The 13,899-nt window shown below is 35.1% G+C and carries 15 protein-coding genes; 11 read left to right on the top strand and 4 right to left on the bottom strand.

The window, feature by feature from the left end; translation table 11 throughout:
- Nucleotides 1–31: 31 nt before the first annotated feature.
- The 3 genes from BUR19_RS02975 to gldB all read right to left on the bottom strand — a co-directional run bounded on the left by BUR19_RS02975 (nt 32) and on the right by gldB (nt 2,729).
- Nucleotides 32–1,186: a cystathionine gamma-synthase gene (locus tag BUR19_RS02975; RefSeq protein ID WP_074233434.1), complete on the bottom strand. Its 1,155-nt coding sequence runs from the start codon at nt 1,184–1,186 to the stop codon at nt 32–34.
- Nucleotides 1,187–1,281: 95 nt separating this feature from the next.
- Complete coding sequence (gene gldC / locus BUR19_RS02970) at nt 1,282–1,608, bottom strand: gliding motility protein GldC (protein WP_074233433.1); 327 nt, start codon at nt 1,606–1,608, stop codon at nt 1,282–1,284.
- A 137-nt stretch (nt 1,609–1,745) separates the two neighbouring features.
- Nucleotides 1,746–2,729 carry a gliding motility lipoprotein GldB gene (gene gldB, locus BUR19_RS02965; RefSeq protein ID WP_074233432.1) on the bottom strand — a complete coding sequence of 328 codons (984 nt, stop codon included), beginning with the start codon at nt 2,727–2,729 and terminating at the stop codon, nt 1,746–1,748.
- Between the two features lie 77 nt (nt 2,730–2,806).
- Between gldB and BUR19_RS02960 the strand changes: the two genes are divergently transcribed.
- The 11 genes from BUR19_RS02960 (at nt 2,807) to rny (ending at nt 11,640) form a co-directional block, all read left to right on the top strand.
- Nucleotides 2,807–3,307 (top strand): GNAT family N-acetyltransferase, encoded by a 501-nt coding sequence (locus BUR19_RS02960; protein ID WP_245799010.1) that lies wholly within the window; start codon nt 2,807–2,809, stop codon nt 3,305–3,307.
- 5 nt (nt 3,308–3,312) lie between these two features.
- Nucleotides 3,313–4,104: an NAD(+) synthase gene (gene nadE, locus BUR19_RS02955; protein ID WP_074233430.1), complete on the top strand. Its 792-nt coding sequence runs from the start codon at nt 3,313–3,315 to the stop codon at nt 4,102–4,104.
- A gap of 36 nt (nt 4,105–4,140) precedes the next feature.
- The gene (locus BUR19_RS02950; RefSeq protein ID WP_074233429.1) at nt 4,141–4,830 is read left to right on the top strand and encodes a hypothetical protein; all 690 of its coding nucleotides are present in this window, start codon (nt 4,141–4,143) and stop codon (nt 4,828–4,830) included.
- 39 nt (nt 4,831–4,869) lie between these two features.
- Nucleotides 4,870–5,523 (top strand): hypothetical protein, encoded by a 654-nt coding sequence (locus tag BUR19_RS02945; protein ID WP_074233428.1) that lies wholly within the window; start codon nt 4,870–4,872, stop codon nt 5,521–5,523.
- A gap of 24 nt (nt 5,524–5,547) precedes the next feature.
- On the top strand, nt 5,548–6,600 hold the full coding sequence (gene ribD / locus BUR19_RS02940) for a bifunctional diaminohydroxyphosphoribosylaminopyrimidine deaminase/5-amino-6-(5-phosphoribosylamino)uracil reductase RibD (protein ID WP_074233427.1): 1,053 nt from the start codon (nt 5,548–5,550) through the stop codon (nt 6,598–6,600).
- Between the two features lie 54 nt (nt 6,601–6,654).
- Nucleotides 6,655–7,227: a hypothetical protein gene (locus tag BUR19_RS02935; protein WP_074233426.1), complete on the top strand. Its 573-nt coding sequence runs from the start codon at nt 6,655–6,657 to the stop codon at nt 7,225–7,227.
- Nucleotides 7,228–7,276: 49 nt separating this feature from the next.
- Nucleotides 7,277–8,002: a bifunctional demethylmenaquinone methyltransferase/2-methoxy-6-polyprenyl-1,4-benzoquinol methylase UbiE gene (ubiE, locus tag BUR19_RS02930; protein ID WP_074233425.1), complete on the top strand. Its 726-nt coding sequence runs from the start codon at nt 7,277–7,279 to the stop codon at nt 8,000–8,002.
- 1 nt (nt 8,003) lies between these two features.
- Nucleotides 8,004–8,816, top strand: a complete 813-nt coding sequence (gene porT, locus BUR19_RS02925; protein ID WP_074233424.1) for a type IX secretion/gliding motility protein PorT/SprT — start codon at nt 8,004–8,006, stop codon at nt 8,814–8,816.
- Nucleotides 8,817–9,173: 357 nt separating this feature from the next.
- Nucleotides 9,174–9,476 (top strand): hypothetical protein, encoded by a 303-nt coding sequence (locus BUR19_RS02920; protein ID WP_074233423.1) that lies wholly within the window; start codon nt 9,174–9,176, stop codon nt 9,474–9,476.
- Between the two features lie 2 nt (nt 9,477–9,478).
- Complete coding sequence (locus BUR19_RS02915) at nt 9,479–9,766, top strand: cell division protein ZapA (RefSeq protein WP_074233422.1); 288 nt, start codon at nt 9,479–9,481, stop codon at nt 9,764–9,766.
- Between the two features lie 302 nt (nt 9,767–10,068).
- Nucleotides 10,069–11,640, top strand: a complete 1,572-nt coding sequence (rny, locus tag BUR19_RS02910) for a ribonuclease Y (protein ID WP_074233421.1) — start codon at nt 10,069–10,071, stop codon at nt 11,638–11,640.
- A gap of 62 nt (nt 11,641–11,702) precedes the next feature.
- Here rny and BUR19_RS02905 read toward each other — a convergent pair whose 3' ends face one another.
- A complete protein-coding gene (locus BUR19_RS02905; protein WP_074233420.1) occupies nt 11,703–13,868 on the bottom strand; it encodes a TonB-dependent receptor domain-containing protein in 2,166 nt (721 codons plus the stop codon).
- Between the last annotated feature and the right edge of the window lie 31 nt (nt 13,869–13,899).

The raw sequence follows: 13,899 nt of genomic DNA, 5'->3' as shown, positions 1-13,899 counted from the left end.
TTATAAATGATAGAAATTAAATTAATTATCATTAATCATTTATTGAGTTAAACGCTTGTTCCAAATCAGCAATCAAATCTTCTGCATCTTCGATTCCGACACTTAATCTCACCAAATCATCCGTGATTCCTAGAACCGCTCTTTTATCTTCAGGGATTGAAGCGTGCGTCATCATTGCAGGAAGATTCGCTAACGATTCTACTCCACCCAAAGATTCTGCCAAAGTGAAAACTTTGATATTTTCCAAGAATTTAATGGCGTCATCTTTTTTTCCGGATTTGAAAGTGAAAGAAACCATTCCACCAAATTCCGTCATTTGTCTTGTCGCCAAATCGTACTGCGGATGAGACGATAACCCCGGATAATAAATCTTTTCTACCAAAGAATGATTCTCAAGATATTTTGCAATCTCAAAACCGTTATCAGAATGTCTTTGCATTCTAAGCGCCAAAGTTTTGATTCCTCTTAAGACCAAATAAGAATCGTGAGGGCCTAAAATTCCACCACTCGCAAATTGGATAAAATGTAATTTCTCTCCTAATTCAGCATCTTTTGCAATTAAAGCACCGGCAATCACATCAGAATGTCCACCCAAATATTTAGTCGCAGAATGCATCACAATATCAGCTCCTAAATCCAAAGGCTTCTGAATGTAAGGCGTTGCAAATGTATTATCAACAGCTACCAAAATATCTTTCCCTTTTACAGCATCAGCGACCATTTTGATATCCACTAATTTCATCAAAGGATTGGTCGGAGTTTCTAGCCAGATTAATTTGGTTTTATCAGTAATAACACTTTCCAATTCCTCAACATTATCAAAACCGATGAATGTAAATTTCAATTGGTATTTCTCGAATAATCTTGTGAACATTCTGTAAGAACCACCGTAAAGGTCATCGACAGCAATCACTTCGTCGCCTGGATTTAATAATTTCAAAACACAATCAATTGCAGCCAAACCGGAACCGAAAGCTAAACCTCTAGCTCCGTTTTCGATGCTTGCTAAAGAATCTTCTAAAGCTTGTCTCGTAGGATTTGCTCCTCTGGAATATTCGTAGCCGGAAATTAATTGTCCCGGACTTTTTTGCGCGAATGTCGATGTTAAAAAAACAGGAACATTTACCGCTCCAGTTGCTGGTTCGTGGTGTTGTCCACCGTGTATAACTTTTGTATTGAATTTCATATTTTTTGATTTGTTAATTCGTAAAATCGTTGATTTGATGATTTGCTAAATCACATATTTATATAAACGATTTTACAGTTTTACTATTTTACGATTTACATTTTAATCGCTGATTTCACAGCAAACTCTTCAGCTACTTCTTGCAACCATTGTGCTACATCATCTTCGCTGGTTGCTCTTTCGTAAGTATGTCCAATAGAAACCAGAATCTGATGGAAGAATCTCTTCATTTCGTCAACAGGCATATCTTTTGTCCAAAGGTCGATTCTCAAAGCCTCCATTGCTTTGCTGTCCCAAACTGAAATCATCGCTGCTTTGGTTTCCTGCCTTTTGATGCCACCATCTTCGGCTTTCCAAAACATTTTTTCCGGAACGTGATTATCGTCCAACTCTACATCAATAACTATTTTTGATTTTTTCATTGATTCTATTCTTTAATATATGATACTTCTTTTTGAACACAGAGTTCACAAAGATTTTTTTATTTAATTAACTATTTTTAAGCTTACAAAGGCGCTTCGACAAGCTCAGCATAAACTTAATCCAAAACTCTCCGACTCTATTTTGGTCTATATTCCGAGCCATTGAAAATTTCTGTTGCATTCTTTTTCAAAAAAAGTTGTAATTTTTCTTCTGGATGTGCTTTCAGATAATGTTTGCAAATCTGCCAACCAGTCCAAATTGCAATTTGTGGGGAACTTTCACGATCCACTTCTGTGTAGAATTTTGAAAACGGTCCAGGTGTGATAAATCTTTCTGAAAGATTCGGGTCTGCACTGAATAACAAATCGCTTTCTACAAAATAATTCCAGATGTTGGCTTCATTAGCAACCGCCCAATCGTATTGTTCCTTGGTATAATTGATTTTAAAATAGTCAGGAACATTAGGTAAAAATGCATCCTGAAGAATCTGAATCTTTCCCTGATAAACCATTTGATCCAAAAATTTCTGTTGATCTACTGGCACAGGAACTAATCTCGCTGCAAAAAAAGCAGAAATCTTCGGAATTAAATTATCCGGATTCATCGATTTTTGAAAGTACAATTCCAAGCCTTTATAATTCTTGTTTCCATTTCCTAGAAAACCTGTGATATCAACAAAAAGCATATTCTGATCTTCTCTCAGGAATATCGGATCTGTCACATTTTGGGGATCAATAACCGATGAATAAAGATAAATATGAGGTGGAACGAACTTCGGGAAATAATTTTTGATACGTGAAAAAAGATCAACCAAATCTTTATTCAGTTTTGTTTTATCAATCTTAGAAATCGCTTCTTTATAAATGCGAACTTCCATTGTATCCTTTCTTCTGCTTTCGTAATCTGCATCAGGAACAGAACCTTGAAACCAAGGATATTTATTTTTAAAATCTTCAAGATTAACCGAAGAATTATAAAATTCACCAGACAAATCTGTGACTTCTACTTTTTTAACCGGATTTTTAATTTCGACATTCCATTTGTTTTCATTTTCTTTTTTGCAGGAACTCAATCCAAAAACTAAAACTGCAGAAATCGTGATATATCGGAAAAACTTCATTATTTTTACATTAAGATTTTCGAACAGCAAAAATACAATTTTAATAGATGAAGCTCCCAATATTTACTGAAAGATTAATGTTAAGAAAATTAACAGAAGAAGATGTTGACAACATTTTTCTTTTAGACAGCAATCCTGATGTTATGAAATATGTTGGAGTTTCGCCAATTACGGAAAAAGAAGAATCCGCAAAAATGGTTGATAACATTCTGAATCAATACAAAAATAATGGAACCGGAAGATTGGCTGTTATTGAAAATGAAAGCAATCAATTCATTGGATGGTGTGGAATTAAATTATTGACTGATGAAGTGAACGGTTTTAAAAATGTATATGAATTAGGCTATCGTTTTCTTCCCAAATTCTGGGGAAAAGGTTACGCAACCGAATCAGCAATAGCTTCTTTAGACTTTGGATTCAATCAACTGAATGCTTATAAAATCTATGCTTACGCTGATGTTGGAAATGAATCTTCCAATCATATTCTCACAAAATTAGGTTTTGAAAACAAGGGAACTTTTTTTGATAAAGGTGATATTTGTAATTGGTACGAATTAGAAAAAAATAATAGAAAATAAAAATAATGCAGACACAAAAAGTAATAGATCATATCGTCAATTGGTTAAAAGATTATGCAACCAAAGCTAACTCAAAAGGTTTTGTAGTAGGCGTTTCCGGAGGAATTGATTCCGCTGTAGTTTCAGTTTTAGCAGCTAAAACAGGACTACAAACTTTGGTTTTGGAAATGCCAATCCGTCAAAAGCCCGATCAGGTAGATAGAGCACAAGATCACATCGATTTTCTGAAAGCTAATTTCCCTAATGTTGAAGGTTTCCGAGTTGACCTTACGCCAACTTTTGAAAGTTTTGAAAAAACAACAGAAGGCTACAAAGACGATTCGCCGAATAAAAATCTGGCAGAAGCCAACACAAGATCTAGACTGAGAATGATAACACTTTATTATTACGGTCAAATCAACGGATTATTGGTAACCGGAACAGGAAACAAAGTAGAAGATTTCGGAGTCGGATTTTTTACAAAATATGGTGACGGTGGTGTTGACATCTCTCCTATTGCTGATCTTTATAAAACTCAGGTTTACGAAATTGCAAAAGAATTAGGAATTCTTGAAAGTATTCAAAAAGCAAAACCAACAGACGGACTTTGGGAAGTTGAAAGAACGGATGAAGATCAAATTGGCGCCACTTATCCGGAATTGGAATGGGCAATGGAACAGCAGATCGCAGGAAAAAATGCAGAAGATTTTAGCGGGAGAGAAAAAGAAGTGATGGAAATCTATCTGAGATTCAACAGAGCAACTCAACATAAGATGAATCCAATTCCTGTTTGTGAGATTCCGAAAGAATTAAAATAGAATTTAATTTTTTGACAACTACAAAAACAATAGTTTATGCAAGAAGAAATCAGCAAACATTCCAGAAAAATTTATAAAACTGTAAAAAATCCAAAACATACAGTCAACGAAAAAATTAAAGAAATCATTGTCGAAATCTTTATTATTGTTTTTGCAGTATCACTTTCTATTTGGCTTCACGGCTGGAGTGAGCACAGACACGAGCAAAAAGAATCTAACAAATTTCTAAAAGAACTGAAAACTGATCTGGAAGCAGATGCAAAACTGATTGAAGAAAATAAAAAAACATTGTCAAGTCTTGATAGTGATTATAAATTTATTCTCTCTTTAAAAAACCAAAAAACATCTGTAACAGACAGTTTGGTAGGCTCTCATTCAAATTTTTATCTTTTGGGATCTGCTTTCAATGTTGGAAGATATGAAGGTTTCAAATCAAGTGGTAAAATTGGAACAATAGAAAACGATTCTTTAAAGAACCAAATTTTGGCATATTATCAGCAAACTTTACCTAATCTGACATTCAGAGTTAATTTTATAAATTCTGAACAACTGAAAATAAAAGATGCGGATCCTGGTAATCTTAATTTATCCGATTTTTATAAAAGTCAAAGAATGCAGTCTAATTATTCTAATTTGAGTTATAATAGCAAAGGCTTGATCGATGAATATCAAAATGCATTAAATCAGATTAACCAAATTCTAAAGGAAATTGATTCTGAAAAATAAATTAAAAGATATTAGATACAAACAACAAATCTAAAATATATGAAAATAAGAAATCTACTGGCTATCTCAATCGGTTTGGCTTTTTCATCTCTGGTTTACGCTCAGGAAACTAAAACCGAAGAAACGACAGCTGCAGTTCCAACGGAAGTTATCGACCGCCTGAATATTCCAGGTCCGTTGACATTTAATGGCAATGAATATTTCCTGGCTTGGAGCAAGCAAAACTCAGCGACATGGGCGCAGCAGCAATATATTTTAAGAGATGATGATTTCAAAAATTACAAGGAACTCATTAACATTTCATACTTCGATAAAGAAATTGATATCGAAACGGCTGTCAAACAAAAAGTGGAATATGTTGAGAAAAGAAAGGAAAGAACTCAGGACAAATATTCCTTTGTGAGCGTGACAGAAAGCCCTGATGGTAAGGAAATTATCGTAGATTATCTCGTAACGGTTGTTCCGCAAGAAGGCGAATCTTACGCAGAATATAATATTGATCGATTCAAAAATTTTGATACCAATGGCAAAAAGTCGTTCGTGATTTTTTCTTATTCAAAAAGAATTGCCGGCGATTTGAAATACTCAAGCAAAGCTCTATCCAAAGAAAGAAGTCGACTGATGGAAGCGGTCATTACGACTGCAGTTCCGATGGTAACTTACAAACCGACTGCGGTAGAACCGAAGAAATAAATTTTATTAGAAGTCAGAGTAAAGATGTCAGAAGCTAAAAATGATGATGAGTTTTACATCAAACGATGTATCGAATTAGCTGAAAAAGCTTTAGGAAAAACCTACCCCAATCCTTTAGTTGGTTCGGTAATCGTTTATAATGACCGAATTATCGGCGAAGGCTTTCACAAGAAAGCAGGCGAACCACACGCAGAAATCAATGCAATTAATTCCATTAAAGACGAAGACAAACATTTGATTCCAGAATCTACGATTTATGTTTCATTGGAACCTTGTGCCCATTTTGGAAAAACGCCACCTTGCGCGTTGAAAATTGTGGAACTCGGTTTCAAAAAAGTTGTGATTGGCGCAATGGACAGCCACGACAAAGTGAATGGAAAAGGTAAAAAAATCATTACCGATGCAGGAATCGAAGTTGTTTCTAGCGTTTTGGAAAACGAATGCAGACAACTTAACAAACGGTTTTTCACTTATCACGAGAAAAAACGTCCGTTTATTATTTTGAAATGGGCACAATCTGCGGATGGATTTATGGACAAAGATTTTAAACCCTTCCAAATCAGCAATAAGCTTTCGAAACAATTTGTTCATCAGATGAGAAGTGAGGAACACGCCATTTTGGTTGGAAAAAATACTGCGTTGCACGACAATCCGAGTTTAACTGTGAGAGAAATTGAAGGTCGAAATCCTATTAGAATTTTGATTGATTTCAATCTCGATGTCTCTGAAAATTCTAATATTTATAATAGCGAAGCGGAAACAATTATTTTTAATTCGGTTAAAGATTTAGAAGATAGAAATCTAAAATTCATTAAAATAGAAAGGCAAAACTCTATTAATCAGATTTTAGAAAAATTATATGAATTACAAATTCAGTCTGTGATTATCGAAGGCGGAGGCTTTACGTTACAGGAATTCATCAATCAAAATCTTTGGGATGAGAGTTTGATTTTCAAAAATCCAAATCTTAATCTGAAAAACGGAACCAAAGCTCCGGAATTCAATTTCAATCCTCAAAAAATAGAAAACCTGAGAGACACAGAAGTTTTATTTTTCAGCAACAAAAGTGTTGATTAATATCAGAATTACAGCTCAGAAAAAATTACGTAAATTCGCACCTTTAATCACTCTATGAAAAATCTGAGCGCATCTACAAAAGGTTTGATTTTTTCTTTGTTGGCAATGGGATTTGCCTTTGCTGTTTACTTTTTGTTTTTGGCAAAACCGAATTATTATTTGGTAGATAATCCTACGCCGGAAACTTATTATTTCAAAGTCAATAATGGCGAAGAAAAGGTGTTGTCTGCCGGACAATATCTGAAAGTTGACCTTAATAAAGGGAAAAATAAGATTCAGGTTTTTGATCAGAACAAGCAGATGCTTTACGATTCTGCCTTCACAGTGAACAAAGTTAGAGGTCTTCTGAATATCACACACAAAGATTATTACATCAACAATCAGTACTATGGTTATGGCTTAAACAAAGATTCTTTGATGGCCACAAAACCAGGCTTGGAGATTGACAAGAAACTTTATCTTGGCGATGTTAAGAAAATGAACAAGCTATATTCTGAAGATTTCTACTACAATCTGGACGAAGATTATGATCGTGTTATCAAAAACGTAGCAAAAATCGAAAGCAGATCAAAGATTTTCAGAAAGCAGGATTTTATCAATTATTACAACAACTATTACAAATTTTGATGATTCGGTTTAAATAACCGTTTATCAATTATTATTTATCAACTATAAAATGGAACACAACAACGTAACACCATATAACTCCGAAAACAGCAAGAAAAGTCAAGTAGAAGATATGTTTGACAACATTGCGCCAAAATATGATCTTTTGAATCACGTTTTATCAATGAAAATTGATGTGCTTTGGAGAAACAAGTTGGTAGATATGCTAAAAAAAGACCAGCCACAATTGGTTTTGGATGTAGCGACCGGAACCGGAGATTTAGCCATTACCGTTCAAAAGGGAACTAATGCCAACGTTGTTGGTTTAGATCTTTCACAACAAATGCTGAACGTTGGAATCGAGAAAATCAAGAAACAAAATCTTGACAGCAAAATCACCATGCAGAAAGGCGATGCAGAACAACTTCCGTTTGAAGACAATAAATTTGATGGCGTTACCGTTGCATTTGGAGTAAGAAATTTTGAAAATCTGGAAAAAGGATTATCAGAACTACGAAGAGTGGTGAAAGAAAACAAAAGTATTTATATCTTAGAATTCTCAAAAGTTGAAGGATTTTTAGGACCTTTTTATATGTTTTATTTCAAGAACATTTTGCCTGCGATCGGGCGTTTGGTTTCCAAAGACAACAGAGCTTACACCTATCTTCCGGATTCTGTAAACGCTTTTCCTTTTGGAGAAAAAATGAAAACCATTCTTCTGAATACAGGTTTCAAAAAAGTAGAATATACAAAATTAAGTTTAGGAATAGCCACCATTTATAAAGCTACAAAATAGGATGAAGCAAAGATTAATCAAAATATTATCAATATCTGCCATAATACTGGGCAGTAACCTTCAGGCACAGACTTACAACAATCTTTTCAGAACAAAAGACAGACAAGAAAACAGAGAAGGAATGGATCTGGAAAAATTCAGTTATGGATTTTATCTGGCTGGTAATAATTTTGATTATAAAATGGTTCTCAATCCAAAATATGGGATGGATGGCAACAGAAATCTGGTCGAATCCAAATCCACTTACAGCTTCGGTGCCGGGTTGATTGGAAAAATGAGGCTTAATTATTATCTAGATCTTCGTATAGAACCAGGTTTACATTTCGTACAAAGAGATTTGACCTTCAATACGTTTGACAAAGTCAATGAAGCATTTCCAGGAGGATTTACATTACCTGATGGGAGTATAACACCAAATATTACCGCTCCAACTGATGTAGATCAGAAAAGAATTGTAAAATCCACTTATGTAGATGTTCCGATTTTGCTGGAAATCCACGGTGACCGTTGGTACAACTCGCGTCCTTACGCCGCTGTTGGTGTCAATTATATGATGAATCTTCAGTCCAATGAAACTTCCGAAGGCGACAACAGCGTGAATACTTTCCGTACAACTACTCACAATTTCGGTTGGTCTGCAGAGTTAGGAATTCAGTTTTATTTTAGCAGATTTAAGTTAACGCCAGCAATCAGAGGAACATTCTTTACGAACAACGAGTTAGTTCAGGACAAAGCAACCACACCACCTTATTGGACACCAGCCATTTCCACAATGCAAACCAGAGCATTTATGTTTGTTTTGAAATTCGAATAAAATCTACAAAGCTTTCTATTAAGGAAGCTTTTTTTGTGGGCGTGTCCTTTTATCCCGACTGCATCGGGACAAGCAGGTCGGTCTACAGGCAGTCGCTTCCCGATGAAACCTTGCAAGGTTTCATCGGGAGAGCTCCAACAATGCCTTCCGCCCTCACGCAGCGGTGCCAATTAGAAAATGGCGTTACCAAAAAAAGAGAAACTTTAGAAACCATTTATTTTCCCGTACATTTTTTCATTCAACTTTAAATCCTTATAAATCAAACACAAACCCATTCATTTTCACAAAACAGGAATAAGGTGTTAATTCATCATTAATTTTTCTTATTTTTGTAAAAGTTAGAATTTAATTCTGGTAATGCTAAGCGAATTAGAAAACAACTTTTCTGTTTTAGAGAAAAAGATTCAGAACCTTTACAAAAAGTTCAGGACTCTTTCAGAAAAACACGCAGAAACGGCTGAGGAGCTACAAAAAGTGAAGGAAGAATATGCCGAGGAAAAACGCAGAAACCAGATATTAGCAGAAGAAAATAAAGAATTAAAACTCTACTCAGCAATATCCGGAAACGCAGAACACAACCGACTGATGAAAAATCACATCAACAGATTGGTAAAAGAAATAGATATGTGCGTTTCTGAATTACAAAACAGCGGTTTATAACAATGGATTTCAGAAGAATAACGATCAATATAGCCGGAAGAAATTATCCGTTGAACGTGCCTGCTGCAGAAGAAGAAACCTTGCGTAAAGTAGGGAAACAGATAGAAAGTATGATAAAGGATTTCGAGGCAAGCTTCGATGTGAGAGATAAACAGGATGCTCTTGCGATGTGCGCTTTGAAACTGGGAACCAATGCAGAAGTATATTCTTTAAACAACGAGAAAAATATTAAAAATACAAACGGGCGTGTTGCCAAAATCAATACACTCTTAGAGCAATTGGAAAAATAATTTTTTCTATTACAAGCTGCCTACAATAGTTCTAACACAAAGAAGTAAACTCAACAATTAAAAATTACCGGACGAAAGTTCATTCGATGGCGTGCTGTCTTGCGCAGATTACAGAGAGTGAAAATCAGTTCAAATCGTGTTTTTATGGAGTTTACTCTATAACTGAACTGTTGTAGGTTTTTTTATGCACTTTGTACAAAGTAGAATGTATAAAGTATTAAGATTGAAAAGTCATTGTACACATTACATGGTACTTTTTACAAATTAAAAAGAGACAATTAAACTCAATATATATAAATTTTATGGACACAATTACCATTATTATCGGTGTCGTTGCCCTTATCATCGGAGCAGTTGCAGGACTTTTCTTCGGAAAAAGTTCTCTCAATTCAAAAGCTCAATACATTGTAGAAGATGCTAAGAAAACAGCCGAAAACATTATAGAAAAAGCCAATGTACAGGCAGAAGCGGTAAAAAAAGAAAAACATCTGCAAGCCAAAGAAAAATTTCTGGAACTGAAGTCGGAGCACGATGCCAACATCAACAACAGAGAGAAAAAAATGCAGGAGGCTGAAAAGCGTACCAAAGACAAAGAAAATAAACTGAATGACGAGCTTAGCAAAGCTGGAAAATTAGAAAAAGACCTGGAAAGACAAGTTGCAGATTACAACAAAAAACTGGAAATTGTTCAGAAAAAACAACACGATTTGGATGTTGCAACAGCTCAGAAAGTAGAAATGCTGGAAAAAATCTCCAACTACTCTGCTGAAGAAGCTAAGAACGAGCTGGTAGAATCTTTGAGAGCTGAAGCTAAAACCAAAGCTCAGGCTCACGTTCAGAGCATTATGGAAGAAGCGCAACTGAATGCTAAGAATGAAGCCAGAAAAATCGTTATCCAAACCATTCAGAGAATTGGAACGGAACAAGCAGTAGAGAACTCAGTTTCTGTGTTTAATATCGAATCTGATGAGATCAAAGGTAGAATCATAGGTAGAGAAGGTAGAAATATCCGTGCTTTGGAAGCGGCAACAGGCGTTGAAATTATCGTAGATGATACTCCGGAAGCCATTCTTCTTTCGTGCTTTGACCCCGTAAGAAGAGAGATTGCGAGATTGTCTTTACACAGATTGGTAACGGATGGTAGAATCCACCCGGCAAGAATTGAAGAAGTTGTTGAGAAAACAAGAAAACATATCGAGGAAGAAATCATCGAAGTTGGTAAGAGAACCATCATTGATCTTGGAATCCACGGTTTACATCCAGAATTGGTAAAAATCGTTGGTAGAATGAAGTTCCGCTCGTCTTATGGTCAGAACTTATTGCAACACTCCCGTGAAGTAGCTAACATTGCTGCAACTATGGCAGCCGAATTAGGATTAAATGTAAAATTAGCAAAAAGAGCTGGTCTATTACATGATATCGGTAAAGTTCCGGAGCAGGAATCAGAATTGCCTCACGCACTTCTAGGAATGCAATGGGCAGAGAAATATGGTGAAAATGCAGAAGTGATCAATGCTATTGGGGCTCACCACGACGAAATCGAAATGACTTCTCTCCTATCTCCAATCATCCAGGTAGCAGATGCTATTTCAGGTGCAAGACCAGGTGCAAGAAGACAAGTTTTGGAATCTTACATCCAAAGATTAAAAGATCTTGAAGCTGCAGCTTTGAGTTTTGAAGGTGTTTCAAGCGCTTACGCCATCCAAGCTGGTAGAGAACTGAGAGTGATGGTAGAAAGCGGAAAAGTGAATGACGAAAATGCTTACCAATTATCTTATGACATTTCCGAAAAAATCCAGAATGAGTTGACTTATCCTGGACAAGTAAGAGTTACAGTAATTAGAGAAACCAGAGCTGTGAATATCGCCAGATAATTTACCTGAAATATTCATATTAAAAATAACAACACCTGCTTATTATAGCAGGTGTTGTTATTTTATCTGGTTCTATTTTCTTCTTCGGTTCTCTGAATTTCTTTTGCCTGATATTTTGAACTTCCGAAATTATAACTTAGAGAGAAAAGCAATTTTCGGGTATCCCACCAATGTGTGAATTGATTATCCATAATCCGTTTGTGTCGGAATTCAACACGCTGATCGTAGGAATTGAAAATATTATTGTAGCCTATTTTCGTATTCAGTTTATTGTCAAACCATAGTTTTTGTATTGACAGATCTATTGTATATCGTGGTTTTATAATGTATAAGCTATTGCCGCCTTTGGATTCATAATTTGCGAAAACATTGATTGTATATCCTTTCGACAAAGAGAAAACCTGATTCAACCGAATTTCATAATTATAAATTTTCAAAGCAAAAACTTCATCCAGATATGGTCTGAATTCATAATTGTAATATCCGGAAAGCTGACTGTTTACATTCCACCATTTGGTTATTTTTACAGGAAAGCTAGTTTCCAGAACTGCAAAATTCCTATAAGGGAGATTAGTCCCTAAGTATTCTAAGACATTGGTTTGGGGATTATAAAGCGGATATCGGGTCATTACATCTTTTTCTCTTCCGACAGTGAAACTGGTTACCCAATTTTTAAAACGATACGTTGTTTTGATCTGGCTTGTGAAAGATGGTTGTAGATAAGGGTTACCAATCCAGTAATTGAGTGGACTGAAATAAAATCTGAATGGATTGAGTTGTGAAAAAACCGGCCTGGTAATCTTCCTGCTGTAGGAGATGAATAATTCATTTGATTTATTAAATACATAATTTGTACTCAGAGATGGCAGCCATTCCAAATAATTTCTTGATACGATAGAATCTGTGGTGATGGCATTGGAAATACTTTTTGTGTTTTCAAATCTTAATCCAGCGTTGATCTGAAGTTTATTAAATTTCTTACTATAAGCGAGATACCCAGCAAATATTTTCTCCTTATAAGAAAATATATTGCTTCGGTTCGGATCAAAAATAAATTGATTACTTACCGACAAAGTATCATATTTTATATTATTATCCGTACTTGTGTCGCTGAATTTCACACCCGCTTCTAAGGTAGAGTTTCCAATCTTTTGAGAGACATCAATTTGTCCTGTATAAATATTAATCTTATTTAAAAGATCCGATTTCCAATAGGATAAAAGTTCTGAAGTTGGCCTGTCTTTATTGATAAAATCATCCTTTTGCTTATTTTCAACCGAGAGATAATTACCTAAAAAACTGAGCTTAAAGTTTTTATTTTGAAAAGAGTAATCCGTCGTTATACCATAATTATTTTGGGCATAATGAGTGGGATTATTACTTTCCGTATTAAAAATAAGCTGTGTCTCATCATCATTCGTGGTATACAATGAGCCCAATCGTGTCCGGTAATTATCTCGGAAACTACCTCTAACATTTACTCCAAACCTATTTTTATTGTTCAGTCGATAATCAATTCCTACCTGAATATTATAGATTTCAGCATCATCTTCCTGATAGTTTTTGGTTCTCATCACATTTGTATTTGCCAAACGCTGTAATGCATTGTAGCGATACGTTGAAATCCCATAATTGTAACCGAATTGAAGATTATAAACCAGTTTCTCAGTATTGTAAGAGAGGTTGAGCGAATTTTCTCTGTAGCTGAATTTGTTGGCATAAACATTCCCGATGTAACTACCTCTCCAGCCAAGATTGGTATTCTTTTTTAATTTAATATCGATAATCCCTTTAAATTCTGCGTCATATTTTGAAGAAGGGTTGGAGTTTATTTCAACAGATTCCACCATTTCCGGTGACAATGATCTCAGGTAAGACTGCAACTCCTGACTGCTCATCACAACGGGTTTTCCATTAATAAAAATAGCAGGACTCACTCTTCCGCCAAGAAAGATGCCGTCTTCCTGATCGACAGTTACGCCAGGACTTTTTCTTAAAACGTCCAGCATATTCATTGATGTTTTGAAGTCTTTATTCCCTGAAACATTCATTACAATGTTTCCGTCATTCAGTTTTATACGTCGGGAAGATTGTATTACAACCTCCGAAATACTTGTAAGAGAGTCCTTTTGATTATCTTTCTTTAAAGAATCCTTTTTTACAGTTTCCTGTGATTTGGAAAAAAATGAGAATAATAACAGAAAAAAAATCCCTGATCTGGTTTTCATAAATTTTAAATTTTATGAGACCAAAAGTATC

Origin of the sequence: Epilithonimonas zeae, assembly GCF_900141765.1 — a bacterium.
GTDB classification, from domain to species: Bacteria; Bacteroidota; Bacteroidia; order Flavobacteriales; family Weeksellaceae; genus Epilithonimonas; species Epilithonimonas zeae.
Note: the sequence above shows the minus strand (reverse complement) of the source record. Positions and strands in the feature narration are given on the sequence as shown.

What these genes read in the sequence shown, in the direction of transcription:
- BUR19_RS02975 (WP_074233434.1), bottom strand. Translation starts at nt 1,186, where the DNA reads ATGAAATTCAATACAAAAGTTATACACGGTGGACAACACCACGAACCA.
- gldC (WP_074233433.1), bottom strand. Translation starts at nt 1,608, where the DNA reads ATGAAAAAATCAAAAATAGTTATTGATGTAGAGTTGGACGATAATCAC.
- gldB (WP_074233432.1), bottom strand. Translation starts at nt 2,729, where the DNA reads ATGAAGTTTTTCCGATATATCACGATTTCTGCAGTTTTAGTTTTTGGA.
- BUR19_RS02960 (WP_245799010.1), top strand. Translation starts at nt 2,807, where the DNA reads ATGTTAAGAAAATTAACAGAAGAAGATGTTGACAACATTTTTCTTTTA.
- nadE (WP_074233430.1), top strand. Translation starts at nt 3,313, where the DNA reads ATGCAGACACAAAAAGTAATAGATCATATCGTCAATTGGTTAAAAGAT.
- BUR19_RS02950 (WP_074233429.1), top strand. Translation starts at nt 4,141, where the DNA reads ATGCAAGAAGAAATCAGCAAACATTCCAGAAAAATTTATAAAACTGTA.
- BUR19_RS02945 (WP_074233428.1), top strand. Translation starts at nt 4,870, where the DNA reads ATGAAAATAAGAAATCTACTGGCTATCTCAATCGGTTTGGCTTTTTCA.
- ribD (WP_074233427.1), top strand. Translation starts at nt 5,548, where the DNA reads ATGTCAGAAGCTAAAAATGATGATGAGTTTTACATCAAACGATGTATC.
- BUR19_RS02935 (WP_074233426.1), top strand. Translation starts at nt 6,655, where the DNA reads ATGAAAAATCTGAGCGCATCTACAAAAGGTTTGATTTTTTCTTTGTTG.
- ubiE (WP_074233425.1), top strand. Translation starts at nt 7,277, where the DNA reads ATGGAACACAACAACGTAACACCATATAACTCCGAAAACAGCAAGAAA.
- porT (WP_074233424.1), top strand. Translation starts at nt 8,004, where the DNA reads ATGAAGCAAAGATTAATCAAAATATTATCAATATCTGCCATAATACTG.
- BUR19_RS02920 (WP_074233423.1), top strand. Translation starts at nt 9,174, where the DNA reads ATGCTAAGCGAATTAGAAAACAACTTTTCTGTTTTAGAGAAAAAGATT.
- BUR19_RS02915 (WP_074233422.1), top strand. Translation starts at nt 9,479, where the DNA reads ATGGATTTCAGAAGAATAACGATCAATATAGCCGGAAGAAATTATCCG.
- rny (WP_074233421.1), top strand. Translation starts at nt 10,069, where the DNA reads ATGGACACAATTACCATTATTATCGGTGTCGTTGCCCTTATCATCGGA.
- BUR19_RS02905 (WP_074233420.1), bottom strand. Translation starts at nt 13,868, where the DNA reads ATGAAAACCAGATCAGGGATTTTTTTTCTGTTATTATTCTCATTTTTT.